The 16,828-nt window shown below is 40.3% G+C and carries 24 protein-coding genes and 1 other annotated feature; of the genes, 8 read left to right on the plus strand and 16 right to left on the minus strand.

The window, feature by feature from the left end; translation table 11 throughout:
* The first annotated feature begins 112 nt into the window (after nucleotides 1-112).
* The 3 genes from ABWP91_RS04715 to ABWP91_RS04725 all read left to right on the plus strand — a co-directional run bounded on the left by ABWP91_RS04715 (nucleotide 113) and on the right by ABWP91_RS04725 (nucleotide 3,326).
* Nucleotides 113-1,951: a terminase large subunit domain-containing protein gene (locus tag ABWP91_RS04715; RefSeq protein WP_349487348.1), complete on the plus strand. Its 1,839-nt coding sequence runs from the start codon at nucleotides 113-115 to the stop codon at nucleotides 1,949-1,951.
* Nucleotides 1,951-2,988, plus strand: coding sequence for a phage portal protein (locus ABWP91_RS04720; RefSeq protein WP_353242273.1), 1,038 nt, complete (start codon nucleotides 1,951-1,953; stop codon nucleotides 2,986-2,988). The genes ABWP91_RS04715 and ABWP91_RS04720 overlap by 1 nt, the downstream gene beginning before the upstream one ends.
* Nucleotides 2,989-3,068: 80 nt before the next feature.
* On the plus strand, nucleotides 3,069-3,326 hold the full coding sequence (locus ABWP91_RS04725; RefSeq protein WP_264634983.1) for an Ogr/Delta-like zinc finger protein: 258 nt from the start codon (nucleotides 3,069-3,071) through the stop codon (nucleotides 3,324-3,326).
* A 73-nt stretch (nucleotides 3,327-3,399) separates the two neighbouring features.
* Here the strand turns inward: ABWP91_RS04725 and ABWP91_RS04730 are convergent, their stop codons facing one another.
* The 10 genes from ABWP91_RS04730 to ABWP91_RS04775 form a co-directional block, all read right to left on the minus strand.
* Nucleotides 3,400-3,633, minus strand: a complete 234-nt coding sequence (locus tag ABWP91_RS04730) for a hypothetical protein (protein WP_353242274.1) — start codon at nucleotides 3,631-3,633, stop codon at nucleotides 3,400-3,402.
* A 3-nt stretch (nucleotides 3,634-3,636) separates the two neighbouring features.
* Nucleotides 3,637-4,359, minus strand: a complete 723-nt coding sequence (locus tag ABWP91_RS04735; RefSeq protein WP_353242275.1) for a terminase large subunit domain-containing protein — start codon at nucleotides 4,357-4,359, stop codon at nucleotides 3,637-3,639.
* Nucleotides 4,356-4,568 (minus strand): hypothetical protein, encoded by a 213-nt coding sequence (locus tag ABWP91_RS04740; RefSeq protein ID WP_353242276.1) that lies wholly within the window; start codon nucleotides 4,566-4,568, stop codon nucleotides 4,356-4,358. Before ABWP91_RS04740 ends, ABWP91_RS04735 begins: the two co-directional genes overlap by 4 nt.
* Nucleotides 4,561-7,311 carry a replication endonuclease gene (locus ABWP91_RS04745; protein WP_353242277.1) on the minus strand — a complete coding sequence of 917 codons (2,751 nt, stop codon included), beginning with the start codon at nucleotides 7,309-7,311 and terminating at the stop codon, nucleotides 4,561-4,563. The genes ABWP91_RS04740 and ABWP91_RS04745 overlap by 8 nt, the downstream gene beginning before the upstream one ends.
* Nucleotides 7,308-8,120: a DNA adenine methylase gene (locus ABWP91_RS04750; RefSeq protein ID WP_353242278.1), complete on the minus strand. Its 813-nt coding sequence runs from the start codon at nucleotides 8,118-8,120 to the stop codon at nucleotides 7,308-7,310. The genes ABWP91_RS04745 and ABWP91_RS04750 overlap by 4 nt, the downstream gene beginning before the upstream one ends.
* Nucleotides 8,121-8,182: 62 nt before the next feature.
* Complete coding sequence (locus ABWP91_RS04755) at nucleotides 8,183-8,404, minus strand: TraR/DksA family transcriptional regulator (protein WP_353242279.1); 222 nt, start codon at nucleotides 8,402-8,404, stop codon at nucleotides 8,183-8,185.
* Nucleotides 8,397-8,657 carry a DUF2732 family protein gene (locus ABWP91_RS04760; RefSeq protein WP_353242280.1) on the minus strand — a complete coding sequence of 87 codons (261 nt, stop codon included), beginning with the start codon at nucleotides 8,655-8,657 and terminating at the stop codon, nucleotides 8,397-8,399. Before ABWP91_RS04760 ends, ABWP91_RS04755 begins: the two co-directional genes overlap by 8 nt.
* A gap of 68 nt (nucleotides 8,658-8,725) precedes the next feature.
* Entirely contained in the window at nucleotides 8,726-9,136 is a 411-nt protein-coding gene (locus tag ABWP91_RS04765; protein WP_353242281.1) for a DUF5347 family protein, read from the minus strand.
* Nucleotides 9,137-9,148: 12 nt separating this feature from the next.
* A complete protein-coding gene (locus ABWP91_RS04770) occupies nucleotides 9,149-9,340 on the minus strand; it encodes a hypothetical protein (protein WP_353242282.1) in 192 nt (63 codons plus the stop codon).
* 34 nt (nucleotides 9,341-9,374) lie between these two features.
* A complete protein-coding gene (locus ABWP91_RS04775) occupies nucleotides 9,375-9,731 on the minus strand; it encodes a Cox family DNA-binding protein (protein ID WP_353242283.1) in 357 nt (118 codons plus the stop codon).
* Nucleotides 9,732-9,824: 93 nt separating this feature from the next.
* Here ABWP91_RS04775 and ABWP91_RS04780 point away from each other — a divergent pair, with 93 nt between their 5' ends.
* The 5 genes from ABWP91_RS04780 (at nucleotide 9,825) to ABWP91_RS04800 (ending at nucleotide 12,003) form a co-directional block, all read left to right on the plus strand.
* Entirely contained in the window at nucleotides 9,825-10,118 is a 294-nt protein-coding gene (locus tag ABWP91_RS04780; RefSeq protein WP_353242284.1) for a helix-turn-helix domain-containing protein, read from the plus strand.
* Entirely contained in the window at nucleotides 10,115-10,381 is a 267-nt protein-coding gene (locus ABWP91_RS04785) for a helix-turn-helix domain-containing protein (protein ID WP_353242285.1), read from the plus strand. The genes ABWP91_RS04780 and ABWP91_RS04785 overlap by 4 nt, the downstream gene beginning before the upstream one ends.
* A gap of 16 nt (nucleotides 10,382-10,397) precedes the next feature.
* Nucleotides 10,398-10,694: a helix-turn-helix domain-containing protein gene (locus ABWP91_RS04790; protein WP_353242286.1), complete on the plus strand. Its 297-nt coding sequence runs from the start codon at nucleotides 10,398-10,400 to the stop codon at nucleotides 10,692-10,694.
* Nucleotides 10,684-10,896 carry a hypothetical protein gene (locus ABWP91_RS04795; protein WP_353242287.1) on the plus strand — a complete coding sequence of 71 codons (213 nt, stop codon included), beginning with the start codon at nucleotides 10,684-10,686 and terminating at the stop codon, nucleotides 10,894-10,896. The genes ABWP91_RS04790 and ABWP91_RS04795 overlap by 11 nt, the downstream gene beginning before the upstream one ends.
* 93 nt (nucleotides 10,897-10,989) lie before the next feature.
* Entirely contained in the window at nucleotides 10,990-12,003 is a 1,014-nt protein-coding gene (locus ABWP91_RS04800) for a phage integrase (RefSeq protein ID WP_353242288.1), read from the plus strand.
* Between the two features lie 109 nt (nucleotides 12,004-12,112).
* Here ABWP91_RS04800 and ihfA read toward each other — a convergent pair whose 3' ends face one another.
* The 6 genes from ihfA to rpmI form a co-directional block, all read right to left on the minus strand.
* Nucleotides 12,113-12,409, minus strand: coding sequence for an integration host factor subunit alpha (ihfA, locus tag ABWP91_RS04805; protein ID WP_206084012.1), 297 nt, complete (start codon nucleotides 12,407-12,409; stop codon nucleotides 12,113-12,115).
* 4 nt (nucleotides 12,410-12,413) lie between these two features.
* Nucleotides 12,414-14,801: a phenylalanine--tRNA ligase subunit beta gene (pheT, locus tag ABWP91_RS04810; protein WP_353242289.1), complete on the minus strand. Its 2,388-nt coding sequence runs from the start codon at nucleotides 14,799-14,801 to the stop codon at nucleotides 12,414-12,416.
* A gap of 14 nt (nucleotides 14,802-14,815) precedes the next feature.
* Nucleotides 14,816-15,799 (minus strand): phenylalanine--tRNA ligase subunit alpha, encoded by a 984-nt coding sequence (gene pheS / locus ABWP91_RS04815; protein ID WP_353242290.1) that lies wholly within the window; start codon nucleotides 15,797-15,799, stop codon nucleotides 14,816-14,818.
* Between the two features lie 122 nt (nucleotides 15,800-15,921).
* Nucleotides 15,922-16,049: a sequence feature (Phe leader region), on the minus strand.
* A complete protein-coding gene (pheM, locus tag ABWP91_RS04820) occupies nucleotides 15,999-16,043 on the minus strand; it encodes a pheST operon leader peptide PheM (protein ID WP_219249469.1) in 45 nt (14 codons plus the stop codon). It overlaps the preceding feature by 45 nt.
* A gap of 88 nt (nucleotides 16,050-16,137) precedes the next feature.
* A complete protein-coding gene (gene rplT, locus ABWP91_RS04825; RefSeq protein WP_004263714.1) occupies nucleotides 16,138-16,494 on the minus strand; it encodes a 50S ribosomal protein L20 in 357 nt (118 codons plus the stop codon).
* 45 nt (nucleotides 16,495-16,539) lie between these two features.
* Nucleotides 16,540-16,737, minus strand: coding sequence for a 50S ribosomal protein L35 (rpmI, locus tag ABWP91_RS04830; RefSeq protein WP_004263702.1), 198 nt, complete (start codon nucleotides 16,735-16,737; stop codon nucleotides 16,540-16,542).
* Nucleotides 16,738-16,828 lie beyond the last annotated feature (91 nt).

Below are 16,828 nucleotides of genomic sequence, written 5' to 3' on the forward strand. Positions count from 1 at the left end.
CATAAGCCGCATTCATTGGTATTTTGAATAATTCGGATAAGCGCATTATCCGAATATATCCAAGCAATATTTATAATTTTCGCGACAAATAGTGTGAATATATCGGTAGTTCATATTCAATAGAAAGAAAAAGAATGAAATTATGTCGCGATACAGTGAAGAAATAAAAGACGCGGCCAGAACACTTTATATAAAGGGCTGGCAAGCGAAAGAAATTGCTACCGAATTAAATATTCCGCCTAGAACGATTTATCATTGGTCTGATAAATATCAGTGGGCTGAAATGTTGCCTATGCAATCGGTTGAAACTGCAATTTCCCGGCGGATTGATATTCTGAGCAAGCGCGATAAGAAAAGCCCGCTAGAACTTGAAGAAATGCAAAGCCTTGTTTCTCAGCACGTCAAATTGATGGCGCAAAAGAATAAACACGCTGAAAAAATGGCAGAGATTCAAGCGAGGGCATCCGCATCCACTTTCGCTGGCGAATCCAGATTTAATGAACCAGAAAGCGAAGGTAAGCGACAATATAAGAAAAATGATATTTCTGGTATTACCGCTGAAATGTTTGAAGAAGTCGCACAAGAGCATCTATTTAAATATCAAAAACATTGCCGGGCGAACAAAGATCAAGATTTCCGTTTTATTTTAAAATGCCGTCAAGCCGGTATGACATATTATTTCGCATGGGAAGCGTTCGAAGATGCCGTATTAACTGGCGCAAATCAGGTTTTCTTTTCTGCATCCCGTAACCAGTCCGAAATATTCCGATTCTATATTGTTGAAATAGCTCGTCAGTTCTTTAACGTGACACTGACCGGCAACCCAATGCGCTTAAGTAATAGTGCCTTATTACGTTTCTTATCGACGAATGCCAGTACCGCACAGGGTTTTAATGGCCACCTGTACGGGGATGAAGTTTTTTGGATACCCAAATTCCAAAAATTTCACGAAGTCGCTTCCGCAATGGCCACGCATGACCGTTTTCGAACCACCTATTTTTCAACGCCATCAGCTAAGACGCATCAAGCGTTTCCGGTTTGGTCGGGTGATGAATGGAAAGGTGACGATCCGAAACGTAAAGCCATTAAATTTCCTAATGACAAGGAATTAAGGGACGGCGGCAGAGAATGCCCCGATGGAAAGTGGCGCTATGTCATTACCATGGAAGATGCCATTGCCGGCGGTCTTGGAAAATATGTCAGCATTGACAAACTGCGCAATAAATACAGTGAAACTGCCTTTAACATGCTCTATATGTGTATGTTTGTTGACAGTAAAGATGCCGTATTCAAATTAACCGAATTAGAAAAATGCGAGGTTGAATCTGCATTCTGGGAGGATTATTTCCCAGATGCAGTGCGCCCATTTGGTAATCGTGAAGTTTGGGGCGGTTTTGACCCTGCACGAACCGGCGATAACTCAACCTTTGTGATTGTTGCACCGCCAATTTTTGACGGTGAACGCTTCCGTGTATTAGCCGTCTACTGCTGGCAAGGGCTTAACTTTACTTATCAAGCCAACCAAATTAAAGACCTCATGCGCCGGTTCAACTTAACCTATATTGGCATTGATGTGACCGGTATCGGGAAAGGGGTTTACGATTTGGTTGAAAAATTCGCTCCGCGTGAAGCTGCTCCGATTCTATATAGCGTCGAAAGTAAAAACCGATTGGTTTTGAAAATGATAGATGTGATCGAACAAAAGCGTATTGAGTGGCCAAAAGATGCGATTGACGAAGTTAGTAAAGAACGCGCTGAAATCACACCAAGTTTTATGGCCATTCGCCGCACTGTAACGCGCAGCGGTAACGCAATGACGTTTGTTGCCGAGCGTTCGGAAGCCACTGGCCACGCTGATGTATTTTTTGCGATATCGCACGCGATTATTAATGAACCCATCGATCACGATTACACCCGCCCATCTTCTTGGACATTTGGAAAAGCCGCATAATGAGCAAACAACGTAAATTAAAGAAACAGAAAACACAAAAAACCTTTAGTGCTGATATGCCGCAAATACCGGGTAAAAGTGTTATTTCATTTGGAAAACCTCAACCCATATTGACTACAGGCACGGAATATCAGCAAGTCACCTATAATGATCGCGCGAATTGGTGGCAATTACCTATTGAACGTTTAGCGCTGGCCGAGCTGCCAAATATGAATGGCCAACATGGCGGGATTTTGTATGCACGTAAAAACATGATTGCTGCTGATTATCAATCGGGTGGCCTAACCACTGAACAATTAGAATCGGCTATCTTTGATTTTTTATTATTTGGTGATGTAGCCATCGTGAAAGTGCGAAATTATTTTGGCGAGGTGATAGACCTAGAGCCTATTCCCTCTTTGTATATGCGCCGGCGCAAAACCGGGGAGTTTATTTTATTACAAAAAGGCGAGCCTCTTGTTTATGAGCCCGAAGATATTGTTTTCTTGCGCCAATATGATCCGCAACAACAAATCTATGGTTTACCAGACTATATCGGCGGTATTCATTCCGCTTTGTTAAATACGGAAGGCACCATTTTTCGACGTAAGTTTTATTACCGTGGTGGGACTACTGGTTTTATTCTTTACACCACTGACCCCAATATTAGCGCTGAGGTTGAAGCTGAAATTAAAAAGAAAGTCGAACAAGACGGGGATATTGGTAACTTTAGTAATTTATTTATTAATATTCCAAAAGGTGACCCGGAAGGCGTTAAAATTATCAACATTAGTGATATCGGCGCAAAAGATGAATTTAATAATATCAAAAGCATCACCGCGAAAGATGTGCTAAATGCTCACCGATTCCCTCCTGGTCTTGCGGGTATATTTGCCGATGGCGTGGCCATGCCTAACCCCGAAACCGCGCGCGAAACCTATCGAAAAGATGAAGTTATCCCCGTTCAACGTAAAATTGCGAAGATTATTAAAGAAGATCCCGAAATACCGGAGAAATTACACCTGATATTTAGCTCATTAACCGAAGATAAAGGCTAATTTAATGCAAATAGTGTGAAAATATACAGGAAAAGCGCTAAAATAGTGACAAGTGTCGGACTTCTGCGGAGTTACTATTTATGCGCGTTTTCAAAATCAATTGTCCTGTCTGCCAAGCGGCGGCAATTATTCGAAAAACTGAATGGAAAGATAGGAAAGTAGCAGATTTATATTGTGCTTGCACAGAAGTTGAATGCGGTCACACGTTTGTTTTTAACGCGGTTTATTCTCACTCATTAAGCCCTAGTGGTTTAACTGATAGCGGAATAGTAAAAGCCTTACTGGAACGGTTAACCCCAAAAGAAAAGCAAATGGCATTGGAATTTTTGCAGCATTAAAGGTAAAATTACCCCGTCTAAAGTTGTAAATTACAAAGCCCCGCAAATCTTACCTGCGGGGCTTTTTATTCTATCAGTCCTCATTTCTTGTTATTTTGTTGTAAAGATACTCACTATATAAAACAAACCATCTGATAATAACCATGGTAATAAAGATCGGCCAGAATATAGATGCTATAACAACATCGCTATACTCTAATTTATCCTCTTGTTTAGCAAAACGAGATAACAATGTTAATAAAATAAAAACTATCATTCCTATACCAGCCCATATTTCGCCGATATGCGGGATATCTTCAATATTCATATATCACCATTTGCATGGAAATTGACAAAGATACATTTCAGCAAATATTTCAGGTTTTAGTTTCTCACTCGCTTTTATAAATCCTTTACGTACAGCCTCAATAGGCAAACCGGTTTGTAGCTCAGTTATCCGCTCATGATAGGTATATTCTTGACTCATCTGGCTTTGTACATCGAACTGATCAACGCCTTGTTTTGTAGCCTCGTCATTTATAGAACGCGTTGAATAAAACGTTCGTCTCCATTTGTAATGTGTTGTTATCCCTGCAACGATATTCAAAAGATAAATAGGTTTATCATCCCATGACCATTCCGGGGCATAAACATCCCCGCATATTGCTGCAAAACCAAAAGATTTACTTGAAATAAAATAAATATTAGCGCCGTTACTAAGCGTTATTACAATTCTTTTATCTTTATAAAACTGTTTAATAGCCTTTTCTAATGAACATGTAATACCTGCATGTTCAAACGTATAGGCAATATCTTGTTCAATAAGATTTTCATCACTAATAAAAATTTTATTTCTACCCGTTAAGCAAGCATCATTTAAGGCTTCTAGAGTGAAATACCAATCAGCACCTATTTGCCTAGCCTTGTCTAGTACTCTATTTTTATGGAATTGGTTATAACTCCAGCGTTTCTGCCATTCGTTTAAATCGCTTTGCATTTTACAAGCTAATTCAATTAATAAATTATTAGTGACCTCTATTCTAAAATAGCTCATAGACTTTCCTTTTTTGTAATTGATTTCTCATCAATCCACAAAAGGATTGACATATAACACACAGATACAATCGATAATGGCCAAAATATTAATGCCAATGCTGTAGCAATATAAGATAATCTATCGTCTGGTTTTTCTTTGTAACGCCAGATAGCCAATAGTGAAAAAATTAATATACCAATTCCCCAAATAATTAAATAATCAGTCATGTTTTCTCCTTAACCTCTCAACTCGCGCCAGTAATGACGCGCATTTTTCTTGATAATCTTCATTTTTTGTTTCCTTTGATATTTTCTTATCGATAATAACTTGCCTATATGAGATTTTTTCGCCATCCCAAATAATTAAGGCGTCACTGAGAACAATTTTCTTATTTAGTAATAGTGAATTAATTAAATTTTCAGTCGGTACATTAAGACCCAGTGAATTAACAATCGGCGTTAGTTGTTCAAGCAGCTGTGTATACATTTTGTTTGTTGGCTGTTTATAGATTTTCTCACTCTTATGGCGTTCTTTGGCAAAGGACAAACGCTTATTCTTGCCATTTAGCCTATGGCCATTAACCAGTAACCGATAAATATCGCCATTTAATTGAATATCGTTCCCTGAAAGCATTTCTTCCGCTTCATTCCGATTAATAAACACACCGATTTGGTGAAAATTAGACACAACTAGGCTAACTAACTCGGCTGGCTGTTCTTTTTTATTCAGTTTCTTACCTTTCTTCTTAGCGTTATCGCCATCAGTTGGCAGGCTTTCTTTTTCGATGGCGAAATTGAATGTGGAAAGGGTTAATGCTCTGTCAATTCCTACGGTTTTTTTGGCTAAAATTTCAGCTACCGTAGAGTTATTGACAGAACTCCAAGGGGCGGCAAAGCCGCCAAGAAAAACCAAAGAATCGCTGTCTGTGACTTTAGGTGTTGATTTTTTAGTCTGGGTTTCTTCTGGTTTATCGTTGGATTTAGTTTGAATTTTCCACGTTTTCGGACGTGTGCAGATGCGGCCATTCTCCCCTAACTGCGGTACTAAAATCCCAATGACACGCTCGACGATTTCACCGTAAATGTTCGGCTCGTCCTTTTCTTCATAGTCCAGCTTGACGGCATAGTCACCACGAGGGATCAGAACACCGCCCATGAACAAGGTATAACTCGCCCAACAACCGGCATCAGCTGCGGAGAGAATGGCGTCAAGTTGTGGGTTGTCAACTAGTTTTTCCAGATTCAGTGGTTTTGCGGGGTTGTACTGCTTATTCTCAGTCAATATAGATATCAACTGATTATTTAACTTTCTCAGCTCGCGCCAGACCGTAACAGATGGCTGGCCAATAGGTTGGTATTGTCTGATGCGATAACGTGCCGCCCACGCGGTGGCAAACTTGGCCGTCTCAGTCATTGGCTTGCCTGATTCGTCATCTAACAATGGGTTTCCGTCTTTATCCCGTAAGGCGTACCCATCTATATTCTTAGAAATGTATTTGGCTATATAGGCGGTTGCGCTACCTTTGTCCGGATCAATCTTTTTGAAGTTGAAGCGCTCACGGTGAAATTTCGAAAGCTCGTGTCTATCTTCTTTAATAGCATAGGCGTGAATAATTCTTGTGACTTCACGACGATCACTTGGGTGCATAAATAATAATAAATGCCAGTGAGGTGTACCGTCATGATGCGGTTCAGCAACGCGGAACCCGTAAACGCGTAAATTTTCACGATGCAGTTTTGCACCGATTTTCGCCCATAAGCCAGTCAAATATTTTTGTGCAATTGGTGGGGTATCGTGATTCCATTTATAGTTCATCCGTCCACCGTAAGTGGTGCAATGGTACTTTGACGGGCAAGTGATCGTATAAAAAACGCCAACATCTCCATTATGTTGAGCAACATATTCAACGCCTTGCATACGGGTCATTAATTCGTGTCGGCGTATTGTTGGATTGCTGATACTGGATAACACCATATCTTCAAGTGATGCGGTATTGCCATCTTCATCAATCAATTCATGAGATTTGAAAAAATCGCTATTTTTACGCTTTTGTTCTTTCCATTCTTGAAAGGCTTCGGCGCTTATATAGGGATGGGCTTTTTTGTGAACTTGGTTACTTGCACGTAGTAACGCTTCTCGCCAATCAGAACGCAAGCGCCACAATTGGCGCTCCCACCATTCAGGATTCATAGTGCGATTTAATGCTGCATATGCCGGCGTTAGATCGTAATCATCAGCTACTTTCCCCGGCTTTGGTGATAATACATTCCAACCCGGCGGGAAAACCTTTAATGAAAACACTTCAGAAGCAATCTCACGATAGACTGCAATCATGCCAGCCTTATCAATATTGTCTTTGCCGCCGTGTTCATCTAATTGTTCGGTAAGTAAGAGCTCAACCCTTGACGCTATTTCATTAGCTAACGATTTAACTCTAGGCCGGCTCATTGCTGATAAATGCGGCCAAACGCCGCGATAGTATGCAGATAGTAATTTATAGGGTCTAACTGATTGTTGTTCTCTGACTTTATTCAGACGTAGCAACGCTTTCTTAACTGTTCCTGTTAAGAAAGCATTACTTTTTTTTGGTGACCGGTTCTTTTTAAACCATGCGATTTTTTTTTGATAAAAGGTTTTGATGAAATGAGGCTCTTTATTTAAACGCTCCTCTATTTCTTCCGGTGATTTTGTCCAGCCGTGATCAAGCCGTTCTTGCTCTTTTTTGGCTTCCGCTATATTTCGCTCAATGTAGCTTTTAAGGGCGGGGTTTTGTAATTGGCTATCGTATGTATCAGTGTTAAGCAGGCGCGAAATATAATCATGCGCCGGCTTGTTATAAGAAAATATAGGCTCTGGGCTACCATCGCCAGAAATTTCCCACCAATCACCGGACGGGTAACCATAATCAATCGCCAGCTCTTGTTTAAGCTGGCTTGTTCTTTCATCATAATTGATTATGGTTTCACTCATTGAGCGCCACCGTTTAGCACTGCAATAATTTCTTTAGCCGGTTTACGGTTACCTTTTGCAGATATAGTGCGAGGGGCTTCGATTTCATGAATAGTAAAACCCAAATCAGCATAAAGCTCTTTTGCTTCAAGTGAGTTTGAAACCGTGATTGGATTGCCTTGCATATCGTTAATATCTTTTAATGCAAAAGCTAGGGCTTCATTGTCTGAATCAGTAAAATCGCTTGAACTATAACGAGTAAAGTTATCTCCCATATAAGGTGGATCACAATAAATACCATCACTGTAATCAACTAGCGAAAGTGTATCTTGCCATTCAAGGCAAGCGATGTATGCATCCTGAGACTTAACAGCAAAAGCAATTATCTCTTCCTTTGGAAAATACGGTTTTTTGTAATTACCAAAAGGAACATTAAACCCTGTTTTTTCGCTATATCTGCAAAGTCCGTTATAACAGTGTCTATTTAAATACAAAAAGTTGACTGCTATTCCTTCTGATGTCATGTGTTTTTTGGTTGTATTAAATTTACTTCTTATGTCGTAATAACTTTTCCCTTGATTAAATGTTTGAAAATAATACTCCGCATTCGGGATAAATGGTGCCGGTAGCGCTTGTGCTATGTGGTATAAATTAATCAAATCATGATTAACATCAGCAACCAAATACTGTTCATAATCAGTATTCATCATCACAGCGCATGAGCCTGCGAACGGCTCAACTAAGCGTTTGGTTTTAGGTAAGTGGGGGCGTAATTGGTTCATAATTCGAACTTTAGAGCCAGCCCATTTGAGTATTGTTTTATTGGCCATTTTTCACCTCAACCATTGCTCGGCATATGGATCTATTTCGTTGTAAAAAGCTTTCGTCATTTCTACACACTCCGATAATGTCTTGTTTTAATTTCCGAAATTGTTTGGCAGTCAATACAGGTTGAGCATCCGGGATATGCAACACGACGATTCTCAGGGATGGGGCGACCACAATCGGTACAAAAGAAAGCAGAAACACCGCGAGGGCGGTTCGTGATGGCCTTGATTTGGTTTTCACGTAGTAGTTCCTCTTGCTCGCTGGCGAGGTCGATTTCTTTAGACATGATTTAATTCCGCCGCTAAGTTAGAAAAGTGCTCTGACTCACCAGAAAGCAACTGAATGATTTCATCGGCGGTCATCTTTTCTCTTAGTGCTTTATTGCTAATGGTGGCGAGACGGTCAGAAAATCGGCTATATAAAACTTTCCTCTCATCCTCTCGGGAACGGTTAATATTTATGATTGCGGTTTGGTCAACGGTGTAAGCGTCTGCAAGGTCAATACCGATCATTATTTTTTTCTTCTCTATATTTCTCATTATCAAAACCTCATATTTAGAATGTAAGAAACCCTGACCGATTAAGGTCATTTGTTTTTTGTGGTAATTTATTTAATTGCTAAGTCAGTTGGTAATATTGAGCCTATGGCTTTTAGTTGGTTAATTGCTTCAACTAATCTCACTTGTTCATCATTACTTAACTGGTTGTAATTTAATGAGTGTTTATTTTTTTCAATTCCAGCCAATACATATATTAGGCCGATCACTCTTTTATTTTTTCTTTCCCGGTTGTTTGGCGCACTATTCAGTTCTTTGATGAATTCAATTAACCCCTGATTCATTTCTTTGCCGTTTACTTTTTCTTTGTCTTTAAATAATTCACCTCTCAGTTTCGAACACATATTTAATTGATTTATTTTCTCATCCAATGAGTAAGTTATCGCGCGGTTGTAGTGTGGTTCCCGATGCTCATCACGCTTGATAACTCTCATTTCTGAATGCGTGGTTTCGGTAGTCATACCGCCTCTTTATTACTTACTGAACAAGGTGATAAATAGCGCAACAAGCAAAGCCAGCGCGAAATAAACAACAGTGTTAAATTTCTTTTCTAGCTTTTCTAATCGCTGTTGTGGGGTTAGGTCTTGAATAGAATTGGGACGGTAATTTTTCACTGAATCACCATTTAAGATATGTTTGAATTGCATTGATTGAATTGTTTTCATTTTTTCTTACCCGTCTAAAGGTTGTATTAAATAACTAATTGTTTTCTTTCATCACTTCGTTAACAGTTTTTAATTCTTCTGGCACTGCGCCTAAGTCGCTAACCAATTTGTTAACACGCTTAAACCAGTTAGCTTTCCATCCCATCCGTTCTGTTGTTGGGATTTGGCCAGTTGCTTCATAAACCATTTCAAGCCATTCATTCCACATGATGAACAATCGCATTTCGCTAAAACCCTCTCCATGTACTTGGCGCTCAGTGCGTATAGGTAGGCGGCGGCGATCAGTCAGTTTTCTTACACTACTTTCTGACTTGCCAGTGCGGCGGGAAAATTCCGAAACCGTGATTGGATCAGGGATCTTAAACAACAAATCTAACAATTTCTCGTTCATGTGATAATCTCTCTCCTTTGGGGTATTTCTGCAACAAAATACCCCTGACGTGATTTTGTTTTACTAAATTACTATCATTTTTCGGAGAATGCAATGGAATTAACTATTGGTGAAAAAATTTTGCTAATGAGGGAAAGCGAAAGACTATCAAATAGAAAAGAAGCGGCAGACTTAATAGGTATACCAAACAATGCATTATGGAGATATGAGACCGGCGAAGCTGTGCCAAAAGCAGATATGATAATGAAAATTTTAAATCACCCAAGATTTGAAAAATATGCTCTGTGGTTTGTGACAGGTAAAACTGCCCCTGAATCTGGTCAAATAGCTCCAGCGCTATATGACCCTAAAAATTATGAACAAAATAAAGACAAGACCGCATCATGATATCGATTGGAGAAAAAATAAAATTAATGCGTGAAAGCGAAAGACTTAACAGCCGGCCAGAGGTGGCAAAAATGCTAGGGATTGGTAACGATGCCCTTTGGAGATATGAAGAAGGAAAAAGCATACCTAATGCTGAATTTATTATTCGATTATTAAGCATTCCACAATTTGAAAAGTATGCGCTTTGGTTCACCACAGGCAAAACTGCACCTGAATCAGGTCAAATTGCACCTGTATTTTATAACCCAAAGCTCTACGAATAAATAAGGATCTAAATTAATGAAGATATCTATTGGTGAGAAATTAAAACTAATTAGAGAAAGTGAAAGGCTAACTAGCTTGCCTGAAACAGCGAAGATGCTTGGTTTAAATAGGGATGCTTTATGGAGATATGAATCAGGTAAAACAATCCCAAATGGAGATATCTTGACTAGCATTATTAATCATCCGCGATTTATAAAATACGTCCTTTGGTTTTTCACTGGAAATACTGCACCTGAATCAGGGCAGTTTGCACCAGCACTTTATAACCCCAACAATTATCAATCTGATGAGGAAAACAAGCATGACTCTTAATGAGAAACTCAATGAAATTTTGTGTGTTGAAAAATTGTGTATTAGCGTACCTAAAGATATTAACTGGTTTTTTGTTGAAAGAATTTTGAAACACCAACGGTTGATAAAATATAGCCTTTGGCTTACTACAGGAAAAATTATTCCTGCAGCTGGTCAAATATCACCGGCTATCGCACACAATGGGCTTATGAAAATAATCTAGTCGTTTTTACTAGCAAAAATTGGATAAATGTTTATCAACATTATATTTTTGTTAACAATTTAGAATTACCTCGTTTAACCGGAGGGCGCAACAATGACTATTAAGGCGCTTGAAGGTGGACGTTACAAAGTGGATATCAGACCGCAGGGCAGATCAGGAAAGAGAGTTCAGCGGATATTTAAAAAGAAAGCCGATGCGATTGCTTATGAAAGAAGCGTCATGTTAACGGCCAATAGTGAAGAATGGAACAGTGAATCAAGAGACTACAGATCATTAAAAGATATATGTGATATTTGGTGGAATTTTATTGGTCGCAACCTAAAGTATTCAAAAAAATACAATGCTATTTTAACAAGAATAACTAGGGACATGGGTAACCCGGCTGTATACCAGATCACACCTAAGTTATTAGCTAGGTACTGCTCTGATAGATTACAAAGTGGCGTGAAAGCATCAACTATCAATAGAGAGTTTAATTTGCTAATGAGCATTTTTACTTCATTGGCCGAAATTGGCGAGTGCTCTAAAAATAACCCGATTAAGTCTCTTGGTAAGTTGAAAGAAGAAAAACCAGAAATGGCCTATTTGACAAAAAGTGATATTGAAAAATTACTTAATGTCATGACCGATGATTACTTACGCATAACTATTTTATGTCTAAGTACAGGGGCAAGATGGGGGGAAGCCATTAGTTTAAAGGCTGAAAACTTATTGCATGGACGAGTTACATTTATGAAAACTAAAAATGGTAGACATAGAACTGTTCCCATTTCTGATGATGTAATGAAAACTGTAAAAGTAAAGGATTCTGGATTGCTTTTCGATGTTGATTACGTCACGTACAGATCAATACTCAAAGAAGTCAAACCAGACTTGCCGCATGGTCAGGCCGTGCATGTTTTACGACATTCTTTTGCAGCTCACTTTATGATGAACGGTGGCAATATTCTCACTCTTCAAAAAATAATGGGTCATGCGAGTATTCAGCAAACAATGACATATGCACACTTTGCCCCTGACTATTTAAATGAGGCCATTTCATGCAACCCTTTGAGGGGAGGCATCCACATTCCATCCACCGGTATGGGGTGTAATGGTGCGAACTAACTTATCACAACATTTGTAACCTATTGAAAAATATTGCCAGCCCCGATGTTCTGGGACTGGCAATGCCCGCCTAGGCGGTCTTTTTCTATACCAAATTGAATTGATATGATTACTCTTTTGGCGTTGCTTTTTCCACGCGGCTTTTTAATTTTTGGCCCGGGCGGAAAGTAACAACACGTCGTGCAGTAATTGGAATATCTTCCCCAGTTTTTGGGTTACGTCCGGGACGTTGATTTTTATCACGTAAATCAAAGTTACCGAATCCAGATAATTTTACTTGCTCACCGTTTTCTAAAGAAAGGCGAACTTCTTCAAAGAAAGTCTCGACCAGTTCTTTAGCATCACGTTTGCTAACACCCAATTTTTCAAACACATTTTCTGACATTTCTGCTTTAGTAAGCGCCATAGGTTTAGTCCCTCAAGGAGGCTTGGAATCGCTGTTTTAACGCAGCAACACACAGATCAACGGTAGCGGTAATCTCTTCTTCTTCCATCGTACGCTGGGTATCTTGGAAGACGAGACTGATAGCAAGGCTCTTATAACCCTCCGCTATCCCTTCACCACAATACACATCAAACAAGTTTATGCCAACTATATGATTTATGCCAACTTTTTTACACTCTGCTAAAACTTCTGCAGCTGCTACATTTTCTGGCACGACCACAGCGATGTCACGGCGATTCGATGGATAGCGTGAAATCGCCTTAGCTTCAGGGATGACACGTTGTGCTATCGCATCACTACGAACCTCAAACACCACCGTACGACCATTTAAATCGAGTTTACGTTCTAATTCTGGGTGAACAACACCGATAAAGCCAATATGTTCATTTTCCAGATAAATCCCAGCACTTTGCCCCGGATGTAATGCAGGATGTGCTTCAGATTTAAATGTAATTTGATTTAGTTTCCCAGTCAATTCAAAAACAGCTTCAAGATCACCTTTTAAATCAAAGAAGTCAACAACTTGTTTATCTAATGACCAATGTTCTTCAAATCTATTGCCCGTGATCACACCTGCAAGCATAGGTTCTTGGCGAATTCCATATTCTGCTTGATTATCAGGCGTAAAGCGCAAACCTGTTTCAAATAAACGAATTCGATTCTGCTGACGATTTTGATTATAGACAACTGTGCTTAATAAACCAGTCAGGAGCGATAAACGCATCGCAGACATATCAGCCGAAATTGGATTTGGTAACAGCAATGCGTCTTGACCAGGGTGTAATAACACCTGAACTTTCGGGTCAACGAAGCTATAAGTAATCGCTTCTTGATAACCACGGTCTACTAACATCGCTTTAATGCGTTTTAACGGCAAATTAGCTTCTTTATGGTCAGTCATTATGAGGTCAGCACGTAATGGCACATCAGGAATGCTGTTGTAACCATAAACACGTGCAACTTCTTCGACTAAATCTTCTTCGATTTGCATATCGAAGCGCCAGCTTGGCGCAACCACATCCCAGGTATTTTCTGCGACAACGACTTTGCAACCTAAGCGAGTTAAAATATCGGTGACTAAATTATCTTCGATAAAATGACCAATTAAACGGTCTAATTTATGACGAGTCAGTTTGATATTTGCCGCTTTTGGTAAATGCTGTTCGCTAGTAACATCAATAATTTCGCCAACCTCACCTCCGCAAATTTCCACGATTAACGCTGTTGCGCGCTCAATCGCTTTGAATTGCAGTTGTGGGTCTACACCACGCTCAAAACGGTGTGATGCATCCGTATGTAAGCCATAGTTACGAGCACGGCCAGTAATCGACAGTGGATTAAAGAATGCACATTCTAATAAGATATTTTTTGTTTCCGTGTTTACACCAGAGTGTTCACCACCAAAAATACCCGCAATACCCAATGCTTTCGATTCATCAGCAATCACTAACGTATCTGATTTTAGTGTCGCTTCGCTGCCATCAAGCAGAACCAGCTTTTCACCGTCTTTCGCCATACGCGCAACAATAGCACCGTCTAAACGGTCTAAATCGTAAGCGTGCTGCGGTTGGCCCATTTCCAGTAAGACATAGTTGGTGATATCAACAACTGCATCAATAGAACGAACACCGCCACGGCGCAGTTTTTCTTTCATCCATAATGGCGTTGGCGCAGAAACATTGATATTTTTAATCACCCGACCTACAAAACGAGGGCAGGCTTCTGGCGCTTCAACACGAATTGGGAAAGTGTCTTTCGTGGTGACTGAAACTGCATTAATTGCAGGTTCAGTTAATTCTAATTTATTGATAACCGCCACATCACGTGCAACCCCTAAAATGCTAAGGCAATCAGCACGGTTTGGTGTAATGCTGATTTCGATAGCATTATCATCCAATTTTAAATATTCACGGATATCGGTACCAATGGTTGCATCGAGTGGTAACTCAATGATGCCACTGTGGTCATCTGAAATACCCAGCTCTGAATATGAGCACAACATGCCTTCAGATGGCTCGCCACGTAATTTAGCGGCTTTAATTTTAAAGTCACCCGGTAATACCGCGCCAACCGTTGCTACTGCAACTTTTAGGCCTTGGCGGCAGTTCGGTGCGCCACAAACGATATCTAATAAACGCTCACCACCTACGTTGACTTTTGTCACACGCAGCTTGTCTGCATTTGGATGTTGACCACATTCAACCACTTCACCGACAACAACGCCGTGAAATTCACCTGCAACGCCTTCAACGCCATCAACTTCGAGGCCTGCCATAGTGATTTGGTCTGATAATGCTTCGCTACTGATCGCCGGGTTTACCCACTCGCGTAACCAGAGTTCACTGAATTTCATGAGATAAACCCGCCTTATTTAAACTGTTTGAGGAAACGAAGATCGTTTTCGAAGAATGCACGTAGGTCAGAAACACCGTAACGCAACATTGTCAGACGTTCCATTCCCATACCGAATGCAAATCCGGAGTAAACTTCTGGATCAATACCCACATTGCGCAATACATTTGGGTGTACCATTCCGCAACCTAATACTTCCAACCACTTTCCGTTTTTACCCATCACATCAACTTCGGCTGAAGGCTCAGTAAACGGGAAATAAGATGGACGGAAACGTACCTGAACTTCTTCTTCAAAGAAGTTATTCAAGAAATCATGCAGCGTGCCTTTTAAGTTGGTAAAGCTAATGTCTTTATCAACAATTAGGCCTTCTGTTTGATGGAACATCGGGCTGTGCGTTTGGTCGTAATCGTTACGGTAAACACGGCCTGGGGCAATAATACGGATTGGCGGCTGTTGCTCAGTCATCGTACGAATTTGCACACCTGAGGTTTGAGTACGTAACAAACGTTTTGCATCAAACCAAAACGTATCGTGATCCGCACGTGCAGGGTGATGCGCAGGAATATTTAATGCATCAAAGTTATGATAATCATCTTCGATTTCAGGGCCAGTCTCTACAGAGAAACCTAACTCGCCAAAAAACTCTTCAATTCGCTGAATTGTACGGGTAACGGGATGTAACCCACCATTTTCCATACGACGCCCAGGTAATGACACATCAACTTTTTCAGATGCGAGACGCGCATTGAGGATCTCTGCTTGCATCGCGTCCTTACGGGCATTCAGCGCATCTTGAACCTGTACTTTGGCTTCATTTATCACAGCCCCTGCTGCTGGACGTTCATCAGCTGGCAGATCACGCAACGTTTTCATCTGGAGTGTGAAATGGCCACTTTTGCCTAAAAATTCAACACGCACTGACTCTAACGTAGCAACATCTTGGGCCTGTTCAATGGCTGCTTTTGCCTGTGCAACCAACTCAGCGAGATGTGGCATTGTTTCCCCTTTATGACCACTTGGTCTTTTGCTAGTTATTCACTAAATTTATTAAGCTCCACATTCCATTAAGTAATGGATGAGTACTTAACTGATTTTACTGTATTTAATCTTAAACTAAAAACAAAAAAGCCTCCCTAAGGAGGCTTTAGCGTAACTTTTCGTTTCTTCTTTATTTACGCGAAAAAGCCCCCGAACCTCAGGTGCTAAAGTAAAAAAAGAAACGAAAAATAACAGCGTGCATATGATAACTTTCCAATAAAATACGTTATTAAAGTAGTAACATAAATAACTATAAATGAAAAGAGGAAGTTACCCTCCTCTTTTCAAGCAAACAATTAAGCTAAAGCGCCTTTCGCTTTTTCAACTAAAGCAGTGAATGCTGCTTTATCGAAAACTGCGATGTCTGCTAAGATCTTACGGTCGATTTCAATTGAAGCTTTTTTCAAGCCATTGATGAAGCGGCTGTAAGACAGGCCGTTCTGACGAGCCGCAGCGTTGATACGCGCGATCCACAGTTGACGGAACTGACGTTTACGTTGACGGCGGTCACGGTAAGCGTATTGACCAGCTTTGATTACCGCTTGAAACGCTACGCGGTAAACACGTGAACGTGCACCATAGTAACCTTTCGCCTGTTTCAGAATTTTTTTGTGACGTGCACGTGCGATTACACCACGTTTTGCGCGAGCCATAAGCTATCTCCTATCGTCTTTATCTTAATTAACTAAATTGTTTACTTATGCGTAAGGCAGGCAAGCAACTACCAGACCCAGATCGCCTTTAGATACCATTCCTTTCGGACGTAAATGGCGTTTACGCTTAGTTGACTTTTTAGTCAGGATATGACGAAGGTTTGCATGCTTACGCTTAAAGCCACCGCCTGCAGTTTTTTTAAAGCGCTTTGCTGCGCCACGTACAGTTTTAATCTTTGGCATTTCTTTAATTTCCAACTTCGCATTGTTATTAACTACGAATTAACTAGGCGAATAACGTTCATATTGCTATGAATGAATATTACTTGCAGGC

Origin of the sequence: Providencia sp. (assembly GCF_040396775.1) — a bacterium.
Lineage (GTDB): Bacteria > Pseudomonadota > Gammaproteobacteria > Enterobacterales > Enterobacteriaceae > Providencia.

Excerpts from the sequence above, each read along its gene's own strand:
- ABWP91_RS04785 (WP_353242285.1), top strand. The coding sequence starts at position 10,115 with ATGATATCGATTGGAGAAAAAATAAAATTAATGCGTGAAAGCGAAAGA.
- ABWP91_RS04740 (WP_353242276.1), bottom strand. The coding sequence starts at position 4,568 with ATGACTGATTATTTAATTATTTGGGGAATTGGTATATTAATTTTTTCA.
- ABWP91_RS04745 (WP_353242277.1), bottom strand. The coding sequence starts at position 7,311 with ATGAGTGAAACCATAATCAATTATGATGAAAGAACAAGCCAGCTTAAA.
- rpmI (WP_004263702.1), bottom strand. The coding sequence starts at position 16,737 with ATGCCAAAGATTAAAACTGTACGTGGCGCAGCAAAGCGCTTTAAAAAA.
- ABWP91_RS04780 (WP_353242284.1), top strand. The coding sequence starts at position 9,825 with ATGGAATTAACTATTGGTGAAAAAATTTTGCTAATGAGGGAAAGCGAA.
- ABWP91_RS04770 (WP_353242282.1), bottom strand. The coding sequence starts at position 9,340 with ATGAAAACAATTCAATCAATGCAATTCAAACATATCTTAAATGGTGAT.
- pheS (WP_353242290.1), bottom strand. The coding sequence starts at position 15,799 with ATGCCACATCTCGCTGAGTTGGTTGCACAGGCAAAAGCAGCCATTGAA.
- ABWP91_RS04760 (WP_353242280.1), bottom strand. The coding sequence starts at position 8,657 with ATGAGAAATATAGAGAAGAAAAAAATAATGATCGGTATTGACCTTGCA.
- ABWP91_RS04765 (WP_353242281.1), bottom strand. The coding sequence starts at position 9,136 with ATGACTACCGAAACCACGCATTCAGAAATGAGAGTTATCAAGCGTGAT.
- ABWP91_RS04795 (WP_353242287.1), top strand. The coding sequence starts at position 10,684 with ATGACTCTTAATGAGAAACTCAATGAAATTTTGTGTGTTGAAAAATTG.
- ihfA (WP_206084012.1), bottom strand. The coding sequence starts at position 12,409 with ATGGCGCTTACTAAAGCAGAAATGTCAGAAAATGTGTTTGAAAAATTG.
- ABWP91_RS04800 (WP_353242288.1), top strand. The coding sequence starts at position 10,990 with ATGACTATTAAGGCGCTTGAAGGTGGACGTTACAAAGTGGATATCAGA.
- ABWP91_RS04755 (WP_353242279.1), bottom strand. The coding sequence starts at position 8,404 with ATGTCTAAAGAAATCGACCTCGCCAGCGAGCAAGAGGAACTACTACGT.
- ABWP91_RS04730 (WP_353242274.1), bottom strand. The coding sequence starts at position 3,633 with ATGAATATTGAAGATATCCCGCATATCGGCGAAATATGGGCTGGTATA.
- ABWP91_RS04790 (WP_353242286.1), top strand. The coding sequence starts at position 10,398 with ATGAAGATATCTATTGGTGAGAAATTAAAACTAATTAGAGAAAGTGAA.
- ABWP91_RS04735 (WP_353242275.1), bottom strand. The coding sequence starts at position 4,359 with ATGAGCTATTTTAGAATAGAGGTCACTAATAATTTATTAATTGAATTA.
- ABWP91_RS04750 (WP_353242278.1), bottom strand. The coding sequence starts at position 8,120 with ATGGCCAATAAAACAATACTCAAATGGGCTGGCTCTAAAGTTCGAATT.
- rplT (WP_004263714.1), bottom strand. The coding sequence starts at position 16,494 with ATGGCTCGCGCAAAACGTGGTGTAATCGCACGTGCACGTCACAAAAAA.
- ABWP91_RS04725 (WP_264634983.1), top strand. The coding sequence starts at position 3,069 with ATGCGCGTTTTCAAAATCAATTGTCCTGTCTGCCAAGCGGCGGCAATT.
- ABWP91_RS04720 (WP_353242273.1), top strand. The coding sequence starts at position 1,951 with ATGAGCAAACAACGTAAATTAAAGAAACAGAAAACACAAAAAACCTTT.
- ABWP91_RS04775 (WP_353242283.1), bottom strand. The coding sequence starts at position 9,731 with ATGAACGAGAAATTGTTAGATTTGTTGTTTAAGATCCCTGATCCAATC.
- pheT (WP_353242289.1), bottom strand. The coding sequence starts at position 14,801 with ATGAAATTCAGTGAACTCTGGTTACGCGAGTGGGTAAACCCGGCGATC.